Source organism: Pseudomonas yamanorum (assembly GCF_900105735.1).
Classification (GTDB): domain Bacteria; phylum Pseudomonadota; class Gammaproteobacteria; order Pseudomonadales; family Pseudomonadaceae; genus Aquipseudomonas; species Aquipseudomonas yamanorum.
Genome location: NZ_LT629793.1, coordinates 2,329,957 through 2,344,683, shown reverse-complemented (window position 1 = coordinate 2,344,683; position 14,727 = coordinate 2,329,957). Strand labels below are relative to the sequence as shown.

15 protein-coding genes are annotated in these 14,727 nt (G+C 60.6%); 8 read left to right on the top strand and 7 right to left on the bottom strand.

All coding sequences use genetic code 11. The features are described 5' to 3' along the window. Entirely contained in the window at nucleotides 1–1,308 is a 1,308-nt protein-coding gene (locus BLU46_RS11265) for an acetamidase/formamidase family protein (RefSeq protein WP_093201626.1), read from the bottom strand. 217 nt (nucleotides 1,309–1,525) lie between these two features. Here BLU46_RS11265 and BLU46_RS11260 point away from each other — a divergent pair, with 217 nt between their 5' ends. Beyond that, nucleotides 1,526–2,251 carry a dienelactone hydrolase family protein gene (locus tag BLU46_RS11260; RefSeq protein WP_063033076.1) on the top strand — a complete coding sequence of 242 codons (726 nt, stop codon included), beginning with the start codon at nucleotides 1,526–1,528 and terminating at the stop codon, nucleotides 2,249–2,251. Between the two features lie 110 nt (nucleotides 2,252–2,361). Here BLU46_RS11260 and BLU46_RS11255 read toward each other — a convergent pair whose 3' ends face one another. Then, a complete protein-coding gene (locus tag BLU46_RS11255) occupies nucleotides 2,362–2,622 on the bottom strand; it encodes a YebG family protein (RefSeq protein WP_003212789.1) in 261 nt (86 codons plus the stop codon). Between the two features lie 461 nt (nucleotides 2,623–3,083). Here BLU46_RS11255 and BLU46_RS11250 point away from each other — a divergent pair, with 461 nt between their 5' ends. The 4 genes from BLU46_RS11250 (at nucleotide 3,084) to BLU46_RS11235 (ending at nucleotide 4,704) form a co-directional block, all read left to right on the top strand. Next, nucleotides 3,084–3,419 carry a DUF6124 family protein gene (locus BLU46_RS11250; protein WP_093210147.1) on the top strand — a complete coding sequence of 112 codons (336 nt, stop codon included), beginning with the start codon at nucleotides 3,084–3,086 and terminating at the stop codon, nucleotides 3,417–3,419. Between the two features lie 173 nt (nucleotides 3,420–3,592). After that, nucleotides 3,593–3,784: a type II toxin-antitoxin system RelB family antitoxin gene (gene relB, locus BLU46_RS11245; RefSeq protein ID WP_093201623.1), complete on the top strand. Its 192-nt coding sequence runs from the start codon at nucleotides 3,593–3,595 to the stop codon at nucleotides 3,782–3,784. Continuing rightward, the gene (locus BLU46_RS11240; protein ID WP_010176957.1) at nucleotides 3,774–4,043 is read left to right on the top strand and encodes a type II toxin-antitoxin system RelE/ParE family toxin; all 270 of its coding nucleotides are present in this window, start codon (nucleotides 3,774–3,776) and stop codon (nucleotides 4,041–4,043) included. The genes relB and BLU46_RS11240 overlap by 11 nt, the downstream gene beginning before the upstream one ends. A gap of 172 nt (nucleotides 4,044–4,215) precedes the next feature. Further along, on the top strand, nucleotides 4,216–4,704 hold the full coding sequence (locus tag BLU46_RS11235; RefSeq protein WP_063033074.1) for a phosphate-starvation-inducible protein PsiE: 489 nt from the start codon (nucleotides 4,216–4,218) through the stop codon (nucleotides 4,702–4,704). Here the strand turns inward: BLU46_RS11235 and BLU46_RS11230 are convergent. From BLU46_RS11230 to BLU46_RS11215, 3 genes are all read right to left on the bottom strand, one after another. Next, a complete protein-coding gene (locus BLU46_RS11230) occupies nucleotides 4,701–5,018 on the bottom strand; it encodes a DUF3509 domain-containing protein (RefSeq protein WP_093201619.1) in 318 nt (105 codons plus the stop codon). The genes BLU46_RS11235 and BLU46_RS11230 overlap by 4 nt on opposite strands. A 300-nt stretch (nucleotides 5,019–5,318) precedes the next feature. Further along, nucleotides 5,319–6,614 carry a serine/threonine transporter gene (locus BLU46_RS11220; protein ID WP_093201615.1) on the bottom strand — a complete coding sequence of 432 codons (1,296 nt, stop codon included), beginning with the start codon at nucleotides 6,612–6,614 and terminating at the stop codon, nucleotides 5,319–5,321. Nucleotides 6,615–6,674: 60 nt separating this feature from the next. Then, nucleotides 6,675–8,051: an L-serine ammonia-lyase gene (locus BLU46_RS11215; RefSeq protein WP_093201612.1), complete on the bottom strand. Its 1,377-nt coding sequence runs from the start codon at nucleotides 8,049–8,051 to the stop codon at nucleotides 6,675–6,677. Nucleotides 8,052–8,188: 137 nt separating this feature from the next. On the opposite strand from BLU46_RS11215, the gene BLU46_RS11210 reads away from it, so the two are divergent. Both BLU46_RS11210 and BLU46_RS11205 read left to right on the top strand, forming a co-directional pair. Continuing rightward, entirely contained in the window at nucleotides 8,189–9,136 is a 948-nt protein-coding gene (locus BLU46_RS11210) for a LysR substrate-binding domain-containing protein (RefSeq protein WP_003212775.1), read from the top strand. Nucleotides 9,137–9,347: 211 nt separating this feature from the next. Then, nucleotides 9,348–9,758 carry an HPF/RaiA family ribosome-associated protein gene (locus tag BLU46_RS11205; protein ID WP_010176952.1) on the top strand — a complete coding sequence of 137 codons (411 nt, stop codon included), beginning with the start codon at nucleotides 9,348–9,350 and terminating at the stop codon, nucleotides 9,756–9,758. A gap of 68 nt (nucleotides 9,759–9,826) precedes the next feature. On the opposite strand, the gene BLU46_RS11200 is transcribed toward BLU46_RS11205, so the two are convergent. Next, entirely contained in the window at nucleotides 9,827–11,335 is a 1,509-nt protein-coding gene (locus tag BLU46_RS11200; RefSeq protein WP_093201608.1) for an MFS transporter, read from the bottom strand. A 104-nt stretch (nucleotides 11,336–11,439) separates the two neighbouring features. Here BLU46_RS11200 and BLU46_RS11195 point away from each other — a divergent pair, with 104 nt between their 5' ends. Continuing rightward, complete coding sequence (locus BLU46_RS11195; protein WP_093201605.1) at nucleotides 11,440–12,312, top strand: LysR family transcriptional regulator; 873 nt, start codon at nucleotides 11,440–11,442, stop codon at nucleotides 12,310–12,312. On the opposite strand, the gene fecA is transcribed toward BLU46_RS11195, so the two are convergent. Then, a complete protein-coding gene (gene fecA, locus BLU46_RS11190) occupies nucleotides 12,313–14,658 on the bottom strand; it encodes a TonB-dependent Fe(3+) dicitrate receptor FecA (protein WP_063033068.1) in 2,346 nt (781 codons plus the stop codon). It abuts the gene before it with no gap. Nucleotides 14,659–14,727 lie beyond the last annotated feature (69 nt).

Genomic DNA, 14,727 nt, shown 5'->3' with positions numbered 1-14,727 from the left:
TCAAAGCTGATATTTCTCCCGGGCCAGTTGGCCCACGCCCATACGATCAAGGATGTGCATCGGGCACAGGATCGTGACCCGCACGGTTCCCGGCAGGCGGCTGATTTCGATGGAACCGTTGATGGTCGCGCGGTTGCGCACTTCGTCGATCGGCAGCCCGGTCACGGCGGCTGCGCGTTCCAGTCCGTTGTCCGTCGCGACGTTCAGATTGGTCCCACTTCCGATAAAGGTGATGGGCGCGTTCTCCTCGATCTCCACCTGTCCCCAGCGCTCACCCAACGCCTTCACCCGCAGGCGTTGCTCCGCGGTCATCGGGCGTGCCATGGGTGGGAGGTCATCGAGGTTTTGCAGCAGGATCGGCCCGTCCAGGCTCAGGCCCTTGATCACCTGCACCGTCAGTTCAGTTTCCCCCGACACATCGGTGGCATGCCCGGCAATTTCGCCATTGCCTTGCTGGGCGTGCATATCGCCCATGTACACCCCGGCGCCGGGGACCTTCACCGGGCAGATCAGGATGCAGCCTTCGCGCACGGAATTGGTGTCCATGTGGCCATCGGTTTTCGCGGTGTGCAGTTCATCATGGGTCATGCCGTAGCGATGGGGCGCCTCCACCAGGTACTGACCGAAGTCGCCGCAGTTGTGGGAATCCGGCAGATCTCGCGAAGGCGTAGTGCCGATGTTGCCCAGGAACGGGCGCATATGCGCGGCCAGGCCGGGGATGTCGGCGCGGGCCAGGGACAGGATCGAATGCTGGGCAGACAGTTCGGGCAGCGCCGACATGTCCGAGGCTTTGCCGGCCAGGCGATCCGCCACGGCCTGGTTGACCGTCAGACTCACCTGATGCTCGGCATCCAGGACGATCACGTAGCCATTACTGAAGCGAAACGCACTGACTTCAGCCCCGCAGGCATCGCAGCGGATGGCTTCTTCTCCAATGCCCTCGACGTGGCTGGCGGGATGCTCTTGCCCGCAGTTGGAGCAGAACTTCGCGACGAACGGGTCGCCGTGGTAACGCCCCTCCACGAAACTCATGACCCCCGAGGACGTGGCCAGAGACGTGACCCGCATGCGCTTGATCTTCAGCGCCACCGCGTCGCCGATCTCGGCCCCGGCGATAAACACCGGCTGGGTCACCTCATGGCCACCCTCAAAGGCCGGCGTAATCATCGGGCCCCAGCAGCCGGGCGGGGTGCCGGTGATCAAGGTGCCACCGTCGGCCAGCGGGCCGAGCATTTTCTGGCTGGGGCCGAGCAGCCCATTGGTGTAGGAGGTGACGGTGAGACGGTCAACAGAAGGGAGGTTATTCATTTTATTTTCCGGGCCCTGAGTGATTGAATGTTGAACAGGCTTCATCACTTAAGCGCCGGTGTGTATCTGTTGTGTGTCGCGCTGCCGCCATTGCCGGTACGTGTGTATCTCAGGGGCATCCATACACACTCTGATACACCCGCAGTGGCGTTCACGGGTAAATACAGATATCTCTGTTGCAGGCTTACTTTTTCAAACCCATCAGAACGAGGTTGGCATGTCCAAACAAACAGCAGGGCGCTCCAGCGGGCGCATGATTACCTTCAAACGCCCGGATGGCGCGGACGTCAACGGCTACCTGGCCAGCCCGGCGGTACTCGAAGGCGCGCCGGCAATCGTAGTGATCCAGGAATGGTGGGGCGTCAACGATCAGATCAAGGGTGTGGCCAATCGACTGGCCGAATGCGGTTACCGCGTGTTGGTGCCGGACCTTTATCGCGGCGCGTCGACGGTGGAAGAGGAAGAGGCTCATCACCTGATGGATGGGCTGGACTTTGGTGACGCGGTTTCCCAGGACATCAAGGGCGCCGTGCAGTACTTGCAGGCGGATTCGAAAAAAGTCGGCGTGACCGGTTACTGCATGGGCGGGGCGTTGACGTTGCTGGCGTTGAACGCGATTCCGGAATTGGCGGCGGGCGTGGTGTGGTACGGCTTCCCGCCGCTGGAATACCTGGATGCTTCGAAGATCAAGGCGCCGCTGATCGGGCATTGGGGCACACAGGATGCCTTCTTCAACATCGACACCGTGGCGGAGCTGGAGTCAAAACTGCACGCGGCGGGTGTGGATGCGACTTTCCATCGCTACCTGGCGCGCCATGCATTTGCCAACGAGACTGCGATTGGTGATGGCCGAATTGCGGATACGCAATATGATGCCGCCTGGTCGCAATTAGCGTGGGATCGGACGCTGACGTTCTTCGGCAAGACCTTGTGGCAGGCATAAAACACGCTTTACCAGCCTGCACATAACCCTTGTGGCGAGGGAGCAAGCTCCCTCGCCACAAGCAAGCGCCCTCGGCCACAGCAAGCCCTTTCGCCACTACTGGCAATGCATCACTCAGCCGCTGGCTGCCCAATCTCCGCCAATGCACTCGCATTGTTCTTGAACGCCGCCGCAAACGCCGCGCGGTTCTTGGCCATGAAAATACCGGCATCTTCAGCCTGCTTCTCGCTCAAGCCTTCGACGTTTTTCAACAGCACTTCCATCAGGGACTCTGCCAGTTCAAGCATCTGGTCGTGTGCGTCGGCAAGTTTGCGATCCACGAATGTAGTCTCCAGGTCACGGGTACTGCGATACAGGGTTTCAACAGCCATTTTTCGGCCTCGTCATCGGTGCAGTATTGAAGGGAGTTGCCCTTGGTTCGGGTGTCGCCAAGCGTTCTCGCGACTACTGTATTTATATACAGCTAAAAGCATAAGCCAATCCATGGGCTTTGGGTAGTGGCTTTTTAATGTAGTTGGAATCCGGGGGTTTGCAGCAAGAGAAATTTCTGACAACTTGCCGGGGTTGCGCCGGTTTCGTCCGTTCGCTTACCTTCCTCGGGCGCTGCAAATGCAGCGAACGGGCTTGGCGGCTCGGTATTAAGATGGCTCAACGGCTCCCCGATAAGATGCAGACGTTCAACGTTCGCACTCCTATGTTATGGCGGGTTGCGCAAGGACCCTTCGGGGTGCTGGGTTTCTTCTTACCGGTCCGCCAACCTTGTGTAATCCGTCACCCAATCTGCTTGGCGGCAGACGGTGGTGGTTTCCCTTCCATTAAGAAGATATTCACCATGAAAAAGATTACCCCAAGTCCCCCTTACGATTCACACACTGACACCCGTCTTCAAGCCGCAGCCAACCGCGCCATTGATCACTATCTGCGCCCTGAAACACCTGAACCACCTCCCGAACCCTCCTCGATTCTTTTCAGCGTTACGCCCAATGCCGACACGGAAACGTTACTCGCCAACGCCAGCGAAACCTTGAACAGTGCCCGTGAAATGGCCTGTAGCCTGGCTTTTGAGCTTGAGGGCCCACAGCGAAGTTTGCTTCTGGCGATCCATCAACTGCTGGAAATGAGTGGTTTAATGGTCGATCAAGCGCTCGATCAGGTCGCGCCAACCTGATCCGGTATTCCAAATAAGCGGAGGAGGCAGGCTAAGTACGCTCGTACGAGGCCTGTTCTTTTCAGTTGTTGAGTCCAAACGGCGACTTTTTCTGTTACTCACTTCATCGCTTGACCCACGACAGTGAAAAGTCTAACGACTAGACTCCTTTCTCATCGACAACGGAGGCCCCTATGAGTACTTCCTTTTTTCCTCGAGCTCCCCTGACCGAAACCGAGGAGCAAGCTGCCAGCTACGACCGCTGGTTTCGTGCCAAGGTGCAAGCCGCTTTGGATGACCCTAGTCCCGGCATCCCTCACGATCAGGTGATGGCCGAAATGCAGGCGCTGATCGAATCTAAACGCAAGAAAGGCGATGCTGATTGAATGGGCACCCGCTGCGCGGGCGCAACTCTGGAAAATTCTTGATTACATCAGCGATCGTAATCCCAATGCCGCTCTTGAGCTGAACCGAGCAATAGAAGCCTCAGTATTGGCCCTCTCCCGCAGACCTCATCTTTACCGAACAGGCCGTGTTGGCGGCACACGAGAAATGGTCGTGCATCCCAATTACCTGGTGGTTTACCAAGTCACCGACTCTGTTCGGGTACTGGCGGTTTTACACGCGCGACAGCAATACCCTTGAGCAGTTGATGGTTGGGATGAGGAGTGTTTTTTGTTCTCCTCGCCCTTCACACGTGCCTCATATCACCCCGCCACCATCTCACTTCCTGTTCCCTGGCCTTTTTTCTGCATGCAGAGAAACCGTCACGTCCAACCCGCATTATCCGGTCGAGCCGACCTAAGGAAGCATCATCGTGAAAATCAACTGGGCTGAAAACCTGCGCAAGACCGTGCACCAACTGGCCGAGTCCTTGGGAAATCTGTTCGTCGAGACCTTCCACTACCTGGCGTTGTTTGCCATTGGTGCGGTGACTGCCTATGCAGCGGTGATGGAGTTTCTGGGGATGCTGGAAACGGGGCATATCAAGATCGATGACATCTTGCTGCTGTTCATCTATCTGGAATTGGGGGCGATGGTCGGGATTTATTTCAAGACCAACCACATGCCCGTGCGCTTCCTGATCTACGTGGCGATCACTGCGCTGACGCGCCTGCTGATTTCCAACGTCTCCCACCACAACCCGCCCGACCTCGGCATCATCTACCTGTGCGGTGGGATCCTGCTGTTGGCGTTCGCGATTCTGGTGGTGCGGTATGCCTCGTCGGCATTTCCGTCGGTGAAGGTCGAAGGCCCGCGCCGCAAAGGGCAAGCGAGCCTTGAAACAGAGAAAGGCGAGCTTTAAAGCACGGCACTCAGTGGCGGCCGGTTGACCGGCGGCCGCTGCAACACTTTGTGGCTATCCCCGTCGGTCATCACCGCTAATATCTCAATGGCGCTGTGCCCCTGCTCAATCGCAATCCCGAATTGCACGCTCTGCACCAGCCGTTTCAGGCGCTGCGGGTCGTTGCGTTGTTCGGCGCTGATCATGCGTTTGGCCACGACGCCGTCTTCATCGGACAGGGTCAGCATGATGCTGCCGTCCAGCCGCTGGATGCTTAAATTGACCCGGTATTTCGGGGCGAAGGTGTCGGTGATGATCTGAAAAGGGTTGTCCATGGTGCGTTACCGCCTGATAAGAACATGCAGTCATTGACGACCGGTGTCGGGATTAGTTCGCGTTTCCTGACCACCGGCCATTCGCTCGCTGAGGTTTTCACAAGGTCCGTTTTCCTCAGTAGCTGTACAGCAAAGGGCGTGCCGTACAGCAATCTGCCTGCCATCGAATGACCCTTGTGGGAGCGGGCTTGCTCGCGAATGCGGTGTGTCAGCCAATGAATACTCGGCTGAAGGACCGCTTTCGCGAGCAAGCCCGCTCCCACATTGGATTGGCGGTGTTTTTGCGCGCGGTGATCCGTTTCAGGGCATGACCGAAAAAACGATCGCAGACAGCGCAATCAAGCCGATCAACACCACAAACACGTTGGACGCCTGGCCCGAGTACTGGCGCAAGGATGGCACCCGGCGGATGGCGTACATCGGCATCAGGAACAACAGGCAAGCGATGATCGGCCCGCCCATGGTTTCGATCATGCCGAGGATGCTCGGGTTGAAGGTGGCCACGGCCCAGCAGGTGAGCACCATGAACAGCGCGGTGCAGCGCTCCAGCCACTTGGCCGACATGCTGCGGTTGCGCCCGCGCAGGGATTTGACGATCAGGCCCTGGAAGCCTTCGCTGGCGCCGATGTAGTGGCCCAGGAAGGATTTGGTGATCGCCACCAGTGCGATCAGCGGTGCGGCGTAGGCGATGACCGGGGTCTGGAAGTGGTTCGCCAGGTACGACAGGATCGAGATGTTCTGCGCCTTGGCGGCGGCCAGGTCAGCCGGCGACAGGGCCAGCACGCAGCTGAAGCAGAAGAACATCACCGTCAGCACCATCATGCTGTGGGCCATGGCCAGGATGCCGCTGCTTTTGCGCTCGGCTTGCGGGCCGTACACGCGTTTCTGGTCGACGGCAAAGGCGGAAATGATCGGCGAGTGGTTGAAGGAAAACACCATCACCGGGATGGCCAGCCACAAGGTCTTGAAGAACGTGGGCAGCGGCATGCCTTCGCTGGCGGAGGCGAAGAAGGCGCCGTTCCAGTTGGGGATCAGGCTCACCGCCAACAGCAACAGGGCGGCGACGAACGGGTACACCAGCACGCTCATGGCTTTGACGATAACGCCTTGGCCGCATCGCACGATGGCCATCAGGCCGAGGATCAGCACCAGCGACAGGATCGCCCGGGGCGGCGGCGCCATGTGCAGTTGGTGTTCCATAAAGCTGGTCAGGGTGTTGGTCAGCGCCACGCTGTACACCAGCAAAATCGGGAAGATCGCGAAGAAGTACAGCAAGGTGATCAGCTTGCCGGCGCCGATGCCGAAGTGTTCTTCCACCACGTCGGTGATGTCGCCGGATTTGCCCGACAACACAAAGCGCGTCAGCCCACGGTGAGCGAAGAAGGTCATCGGGAAGGCCAGCAGCGCCAGCACGATCAACGGCCAGAAGCCGCCCACGCCGGCGTTGATCGGCAGGAACAGGGTGCCGGCACCGATGGCGGTGCCGTAGAGGCCGAGCATCCAGGTGGTGTCGTGTTTGTTCCAGCCTTGTGTAACGGTGGTCTGCGTCAGGTCTACAGCGGGATTTTCGGCAGCAGGTGTACGTACATCGGTCATCGTTATTGCCTCGTTATTATTTTTGCGCGGGCTCACGTTGGGGCGGCAGGAGTGCTCCGATCAGCACTCCACCCAGCTGACCGCCAGGCCGCCCCGTGAAGTTTCTTTGTATTTGTCGTGCATGTCGGCGCCGGTGTCGCGCATGGTGCGGATCACCCGGTCCAGAGAGATGAAGTGCTTGCCATCGCCGCGCAGGGCCATCTGAGTGGCGTTGATCGCCTTGACCGCCGCGATGGCGTTGCGCTCGATGCACGGCACCTGGACCAGTCCGCCAACCGGGTCGCAGGTCAGGCCCAGGTTATGCTCCAGGCCTATTTCGGCGGCGTTTTCCAGTTGTTCCGGAGACGCGCCGAGTATGTCGGCCAGGCCAGCGGCGGCCATGGCGCAGGCCGAGCCGACTTCGCCCTGGCAACCGACTTCGGCGCCGGAGATCGAGGCGTTTTTCTTGCAGAGGATGCCGACGGCGGCCGCGGCGAGGAAGAAATTCACCACGTCATCGTCGGACGCGTCCGGGTTGAACTTCATGTAGTAGTGCAGCACCGCCGGGATAATCCCCGCCGCGCCATTGGTCGGTGCCGTCACCATGCGCCCGCCAGCAGCGTTTTCTTCGTTGACGGCGAGGGCGAACAGGTTGACCCATTCCATCGCCGACAAAGTCGACGTGATGACGTTGGGCTTGCCGATTTCCAACAGGCTGCGGTGCAATTTCGCCGCGCGCCGTGGCACATCCAGACCGCCGGGCAAGATGCCTTCGTGGCGCAGGCCTTGCTCAACGCATTCGCGCATCACCGACCAGATATGCAGCAGGCCGCTGCGGATCTCGGCGTCACTGCGCCAGGCCCGTTCGTTGGCCATCATCAGTTCGGAAACCCGCAGGCAGTGCTTGTTGCACAAGGCCAGCAGTTCGACGGCGCTGGAGAAGTCGTAAGGCAATTGCACTTCGCTGGTCGGCGCGATACCGGATTCAGCTTCCGCCGCTTCGATGATGAAACCGCCGCCCACCGAGTAGTACGTCTGCTCGCTCAACAGGCCGTTTTCGCCGTAGGCATGCAGGGACATGGCGTTGGGGTGGTAGGGCAGGCTTTCGTCCAGCAGCAGGAGGTCGTGTTGCCAGTTGAAGGCAATCGGCTTGCGGCCGCCGAGCAGCAATTGGCCGGACTCACGCAGTTGCTGAATGCGTGGACCGATGCTGGTGGGGTCGATGCTGTCTGGCCATTCGCCCATCAGGCCCATCACGCAGGCGCGGTCGGTGGCGTGGCCGACACCGGTAGCGGACAGAGAGCCGTACAAACGGACTTCTACCCGACGGGTTTCGTCGAGCAATTGCTGGTCGTTTAGCCCCTGGACGAAGGTCGCCGCCGCCCGCATCGGGCCGACGGTATGGGAGCTGGAAGGACCAATGCCCACTTTGAATAGATCGAAAACACTGATAGCCATGCTAAACCCTTACAAGCAATGGAGTAGGAATCGCTGCCATCTTTTGTAGGACAAGCGGAATTGGCGCGATACTGGGCCTCTGGATCGGCACTGACCAACGAATTATCCTAAGACACCCTTTAGCAGGACTAAACCCTATGGCTCGCCCGCTTCATGGCCAGACTTACGTCTGGTTGCACGTTTTTTCCTGCGCGGCTCGGCATTTGTCGTTCACCCGCTGCGCCGAGGAACTGCACATCACCCCGGGCGCGGTCAGCCAGCAAATTCGCCAGTTGGAGGAGCGGCTGGGCTTTCGCCTGTTCCATCGGCGCGCACGCGGGGTTGAGCTGAGCGCAGAGGGCCAGCGGTTGGCGATCACCGTGGGCGAGGCCTATGGCAGCATCGATGCCGAGTTGCAGCGCCTGGATGCCGGGATGATCAGCGGCACCTTGCGCTTGCGCTCGATCCCGTCGTTTCTCGGCAAATGGCTGACCCCGCGCTTGCCGCGTTTGCAGCAGCGGTTCCCGGACATCCAACTGCGCATGGTCGCCGAAGACAGCAGCGTTGCCTTGCATGAGGGCGACTTTGACCTGGCCATCGACCTGAACGATGGCAGCTACCCTGGATTGTTATCCACAGCCTTGCTGGACGAGCAGATCTTCCCGGTGTGCGCTCCGAGCCTGTTGCGTGGGCGACCGCCGCTGCATGGCCCCGCCGACCTGGTGCATTTCCCGCTGCTGCACGACATTACCGCCTGGCGTGGGAGTTATGAGTACGCGGAGTGGGAGTTCTACCTGAATGCCATCGGCTACGACGCCGCCGACGTACGGCGTGGGCATACCTTCAACCGCAACCATCTGACCATCGAGGCGGCGATTGCCGGCATGGGCGTGGCGATTGCCCGGCGAACCTTGCTCAATGACGAACTGGAGCGCGGAACCTTGATCGTGCCGTTCGGCCTCGCCGTACCCAATCACAAACGTTACGTGCTGCTGTACGCACCAGGCGCGCTGAGCCATCCGGGCGTGCGGGCGGTGCATGACTGGCTGGTGGAGGAAGCGGAGATTTTTCGCGGATTGCACCCGTTGGGAGAGGGGCAATTGTAAGGAAGTTGGCGGTAAGAAGATGTAACCAACTCCCCACCCTAACAGCGTTTTTGGTTGTAGTCAGAGTTAATTTGTAATGTGGGATTTATCTTTGCAAAGGGGTTGAAATGTTCCTCGGTCTGCTCAATTGTGTAATCAGGAGGTCATGGTTTTCACCCATCCGGTGAAGCAGGAATGGCCTTCCGCGAGCTAGCTGAAATAAGGGAAAACTATGCAAATCCAAGTCAATAGCGATAACCATATTGAAAGCAGCATCCGACTGGAGGAGTGGGTACGTACCACCATTGAGAGCACGCTCGAACGTTATGAAGAAGATCTGACCCGCGTCGAGGTTTACCTGCGGGACGAGAACGGTGACAAGCCCGGTCCACACGATCTGAGTTGCCGACTGGAAGCACGGCCAAAAGGCCATCAACCGATTTCGGTCCTCCATAAAGCCGATACGCTGGAACAGGCGATCGATGGCGCCGCTACCAAGCTGGAGCATGCCCTGGAGCATCTGTACGGCAAACTGCGCGGCAAACCACGCGCCGCGGGTCAAAGCCTGCCCAATACCAAGGCCGACGAGGCTGAGCTTGAAGAGGAATTCCTGGAAAACGAACAGGCTGCGCTTAACGGCTGATAGCTGATACTTTTTCAACCCCACTGAAAACGGGCCTGCAGATGCAGGCCCGTTTTTCGTTTAAAGCGTCAGTGCGGGCTGCGCCGGAAAAAACAGGCGCTCAAGGCCGACAGTGCGCACGCGCCCAAGCCTGCGTACAACATGGCCCAACCGGCACCGTTGCGTAGCGCGGCCTGGGCAATCAACGAGCCCTGCGGCAACACCTCCAGCTTGCCGGCGGCGATGTCCTGGCTGAGGGTGGCCAACTGCGCCGTGTCGGGCAATACGCCCGCCAGGTAGTGAGCGATCCCGAGTATCAACACCAACCCCATCAGCGCGATGTTGAGTGCGAGTGTGATCAGCCGTGCACTGAAGTCGATGCCCGAGGCCATCCCCGCGCGGTCGGATGAAACTGAGCCGGTGGTGGTGTTGGTGGTGGGCGAGTTGGTAAACGCCAAGCCGCTGCCGGCAATCCCACAGGCGATCAGGATCGATACCACATTGGGCTGGCCGCTACGGTTGATCGCGGCCATGGCGACAAACCCCACGCCCATCAGGCCCAGGCCCAACGGAATGATGCGTTCGGCGCCGTAGCGCAGGGCCAGGCGTTCAGCGAGTGGCGGTACCACCAGTGTGGGCAGGGTGTAGGCGAGCAGGGCGAGCCCGGTGAGCATCGTGTCGTAGCCCAGGCCGGCCTGGAAATACAGCGGCAGGTAGATCATGAAGGGCCAGAAGCTGAAGTTCATGCCGATCGAGCCCATCAGCGCGCCGTTGAAGCGCGGGATGCGAAACACCGAGAAATCGAACATCGGATGTGGGCTGCGCCGCTCGACAACCACGAACAACAGCAGGCTGGCCACCGACAACCCGGCCCAACCGAGCATCGCCGGGGTGGCAAAGCCGCTCTCGGTGCCCTGGGTGATGAAGTAAACCAGGGCGAACACCGCCAGGGTCAGGGTGGCCATACCGGCGATATCGAGGCGATGGGCCGCCGGGTCGCGGGACTCCTGCACGCTGATGCGCAGCAACACCAGGGTAAACAAGGTCAGCGGCACATGCACCAGGAACACCCAGCGCCAATCCGCGACTGCCAGGATCAACGCCCCCACCATCGGCCCGAAGCCCAGGCCCACACCGGCAATCACACCCCAGATGGCAAAGGCTCGCGCCCGGGCCGCCGGCTCGCGGAACTGGTGCGAAAGGATCGCGAACTGGCAGATCATCATCGCCCCGCCACCCACGCCCTGGACAAAACGCGCCGCGATCAGCGTGGACGCATCGTTCGCCAGCCCACAAGCCAGCGAAGCCAGCCCGAATACCCACAGGCACAGCACCAGCATGCGCCGCCGGCCAAAGCGATCGGCCAATGTGCCCGCCGCCATCAGCACGCTGGTGCAGGCCAGGGTGTAGGCATTCATGATCCATTGGGCGTCCTGGAAGCCGGTGCCCAGTTGCTGTTCGAGGGTGGGCAGGATGACCGGCACGCTGGAAATCTCCAGCCCGAACATCAGCGCCACCAGGCACACGGCGGTGAGCGCCAGGCCGTCTCTGGCGGTACGCGGCGGGTTGATGGCGGATACAACGGCGTCGGATGACATGGCCTCTTCCTTTCGATGGGGGAAGATGTCATTTTCACGGGAATCTGATTCTTTATTAGCGATACTTGTTCCTGCAATAAGGGAATTTAGGGCGACAAACGACCATGGCCACTCCGCGTTTTGATGGTGTTGAACTGTTTTTGCAGATCGTCGAGAGCGGCAATCTGACGGAGGCCGCCGAACGGCTGAACCTCACGCGCTCGGCGGTTGGCAAAGGCCTGGCGCGCCTCGAGGCGCGGTTGGGCACGTCCTTGTTGCAACGCTCTACCCGGCGCCAGCGTCTAACCGAGGACGGGCAGGCCTATTACGAGCATTGCCTGCGTGCGCTGGCGGAACTGGAAGCCGCCGAATCCGTGCTGGAAAGTGGCCGTCAGCAGCCACGCGGACGGTTAAGGGCCAGCTTGCCTTTGGCGTTCGGTCATCACTATGCGGCGCCGGCGTTGTGGGGGCTGATGGACCATTTTCCGCAACTGGAGATCGAGATTTCCTTCTCCGATCGATTGATCGACTTGGCTCAGGAAGGCTTCGACCTGGCAGTGCGCATCGGCGCATTGCCCGACACCGACCGCTTGAGCGCAAGGCGCCTGGGGGAGCAGGCGATTGCCCTGGCGGCGTCACCCGCCTACCTGCAGCGCACCAGTCGAATCGAATCCATCGCGGACCTCGCCGGGCATCGGGGCATTGCCTACCGCAGCAATGCCCCGCACCGCGAGCGGGTCGCCTCGCCGTTGATCCTCGATGACCTGCAGGCCGTGGCCGATGCCGCCATCGCCGGGGTCGGCCTGGCCTGGTTGCCCAGCTGGCTGATCGCCCACTACGTACTGCGTGGGCAACTGCAGGCGGTATTGCCGGACCACCGCGAGCAACCGATGCCGATCCATGTCATCTGGCCCACGGCGACGCACATGCCGGCCAAGACCCGGTGCGCCATCGACGCGTTGGTGGCCGGCACACCGTCGTGCCTGGCGGGTAGTTGATCAGAACGCGATGGACGTCTGCACATACAGCGTGCGCGGCTCGCCGACGTATTTGCCCTTGTTGTTATCGTCAAACGAGCGGGTGTAGTACTGCTTGTTGAAGATGTTTTTCACACCGACCGCCACGTTCAAATCCGACAGCTGCGGGCCAAAGTCATACGCCGCGCGGCTGCTGAACAGCATGTAGCCAGGAATGCGTCCGGTGCTGCCGTCAGCGCTTTCCGCTTCCGTGTTGGCGTTGTCGGCGAACTGGCTGCTCTGGTAGCTGCTGTCCACATTCAACTTCCAGCGACCTTCGGTGTAACCCACGCCCAGGGTGCCTTTGTGCTTGGAGGAGAAGGGCACGCGGTTGCCTTTGTTCGGGCCGTCTTCGCGGATGGTGGCGTCGACATAGGCGTAAGTGGCGTACACATCAAAACCCGCCAGGGCCGGGCTCAAGCCGTCGAGGGCATAGTTGATGCTGGACTCGATGCCCTGGTGACGGGTTTCGCCACGGGCGATCACCGTGTCGTTGGTCTGGTTACTGTCGTACTGATTGTCGAAGTTGATCAGGAACGCGCCGATTTCAGCCCGCAGGGTGCCGTTGTCGTAACGGGTGCCGAGCTCCCAGGTGCGGGCTTTTTCCGGCTTCACTTCGCCGCTGGTCACGCGGTTGGGCATCTGGCTGTATTGCACGCTGCCGAATGAACCTTCGGTGTTGGCGTAGAGGTTCCAGTCATCGGTCAGGTGGTAGAGCACGTTCAACGCCGGCAGGGCGGTGTTGTAGTCACCCTTGTATTTGACGTTGCTGAGGTTGTTGGTCTGCTGAGACTCGATCATCTCGTAGCGGATGCCCGGAGTGATGGTCCATTTGCCGATATCAATCCGGTCATCGACGAAGAACGCATTGGCTTCGGTGCTGCCCCGGGTGTCGCGGTCGTTGCGGCTGTCGGTGGTGGGCAGTTGCTGATTGGCGGTAATTGGCGTGCGGTAGCGCATTTCGTGGCCGGCTTCGTTGATGTAGCGGTAGCCCACGCCGACTTCGTGGCTGGTGGGGCCGAGGTCGAAGCCTTGGGCGAAACGGGTTTCCAGGCCGCGCACCCAGTACTCGCGAGGCGACAGGGAGAGGAAGTTGCCCTGGTCCAGGTAACCGCTGCGCAGCGTGGTGGTGAAGAAGCTGTTGACGGTGAATTCCCGGCGATCTTCCTGGTAGCGGTAACCGGCGTTGAACATCGTGCGGCGACCCCAGAACTGGTCGTAGGGGCGGGTGGATTGATACGGGTCGGCTTTGTAGGCCGCGGTACTCAAGCCGCCGGGCATATCGGCTTTACCTTCGTAGTACTGCGCCATGGCGTTGAAGCTGTTGGCGTCGTCCAGTTGGTACTTGCCCTTGAGGATCAGGTCGTCGATGCGGGTGTCGCTGTTTTCGCGCCAGTCACCGCCCCGGGTGCCGGAATACAGGATGGCGCCGCCCAGGCCGTTGTCCGCGGTGCCGCCCGCCAGCAGGTTGCCGGTGGTCTTGAAGCCATCGTGGCTGGAAGACGGGCTGGTTTCGGTCTGCAAGCCGCCTTTCACCGTTGGCGCGTCGGGAATCGCGCGGGTGACGAAGTTGACGATGCCGCCGACGTTCTGCGGGCCATAACGCACCGCGCCGCCGCCGCGCACCACGTCCACCGCGTCCATGTTGCCCATGCTGATGGGCGCGAACGACAACTGCGGCTGGCCATACGGTGCAAACGGCACCGGTATGCCGTCCATCAATACTGTGGAACGCGAGGCCAGGCGTGGGTTGAGCCCGCGAATACCGAAGTTCAGCGCCATGTCGTGGCTGCCGGTGCCGTTATTTTCCGGAGCGTTGACCCCGGGAATGCGGTTGAGCACATCGCGGGCCTGGGTGGCGCCCTGGCGTTCGAACTCTTCGCGACGGATCACGTCCCGCGCCCCCGGGTGTTCGAAGACGTTGGTTTGCGCCGCGTCCCCCAGCCAGTCGCCGACCACGTTGGAGGTGCCCAATTCGAGGGTGGCCGGAGCATTCGCCGGTTGCAGGCTGAAGGCATTGTTGCCCTCGGCGCGGGCTTGCAGGCCGGTGCCTTTGAGCAACGCATTCAAGCCTTCTTCAGCGGTGTAGTTGCCCGACAGGCCGTGGCTTTGCACGCCGGCGGTCACATCGGAGCCAAATGAAATCAGCACGCCGGCTTCACGGCCAAATTGGTTCAACGCCGCTTCAAGTGACGTAGGGGCGATGCGGTAGGGCTTGGCATCGGCCGCCATTACGTAGGGCACGGCGCTGAAACTGAGGCTGGCCCCCAGCAACAAGTGGCGCAGGGTGCGGGCGAGGGGCGTCAGGCGAGTCGGTTGCTGGGGCATGAAGTGCGGTCCTGAGAAGGAAGGGTCAAGGTGGCTTTCCTTCTCTGTCACGCGAGGTGCGGAAAACGG

Coding starts and splice junctions, on each gene's coding strand:
- BLU46_RS11265 (WP_093201626.1), bottom strand. CDS start 1,308: ATGAATAACCTCCCTTCTGTTGACCGTCTCACCGTCACCTCCTACACC.
- BLU46_RS11260 (WP_063033076.1), top strand. CDS start 1,526: ATGTCCAAACAAACAGCAGGGCGCTCCAGCGGGCGCATGATTACCTTC.
- BLU46_RS11255 (WP_003212789.1), bottom strand. CDS start 2,622: ATGGCTGTTGAAACCCTGTATCGCAGTACCCGTGACCTGGAGACTACA.
- BLU46_RS11250 (WP_093210147.1), top strand. CDS start 3,084: ATGAAAAAGATTACCCCAAGTCCCCCTTACGATTCACACACTGACACC.
- relB (WP_093201623.1), top strand. CDS start 3,593: ATGAGTACTTCCTTTTTTCCTCGAGCTCCCCTGACCGAAACCGAGGAG.
- BLU46_RS11240 (WP_010176957.1), top strand. CDS start 3,774: ATGCTGATTGAATGGGCACCCGCTGCGCGGGCGCAACTCTGGAAAATT.
- BLU46_RS11230 (WP_093201619.1), bottom strand. CDS start 5,018: ATGGACAACCCTTTTCAGATCATCACCGACACCTTCGCCCCGAAATAC.
- BLU46_RS11220 (WP_093201615.1), bottom strand. CDS start 6,614: ATGACCGATGTACGTACACCTGCTGCCGAAAATCCCGCTGTAGACCTG.
- BLU46_RS11215 (WP_093201612.1), bottom strand. CDS start 8,051: ATGGCTATCAGTGTTTTCGATCTATTCAAAGTGGGCATTGGTCCTTCC.
- BLU46_RS11210 (WP_003212775.1), top strand. CDS start 8,189: ATGGCTCGCCCGCTTCATGGCCAGACTTACGTCTGGTTGCACGTTTTT.
- BLU46_RS11205 (WP_010176952.1), top strand. CDS start 9,348: ATGCAAATCCAAGTCAATAGCGATAACCATATTGAAAGCAGCATCCGA.
- BLU46_RS11200 (WP_093201608.1), bottom strand. CDS start 11,335: ATGTCATCCGACGCCGTTGTATCCGCCATCAACCCGCCGCGTACCGCC.
- BLU46_RS11195 (WP_093201605.1), top strand. CDS start 11,440: ATGGCCACTCCGCGTTTTGATGGTGTTGAACTGTTTTTGCAGATCGTC.
- fecA (WP_063033068.1), bottom strand. CDS start 14,658: ATGCCCCAGCAACCGACTCGCCTGACGCCCCTCGCCCGCACCCTGCGC.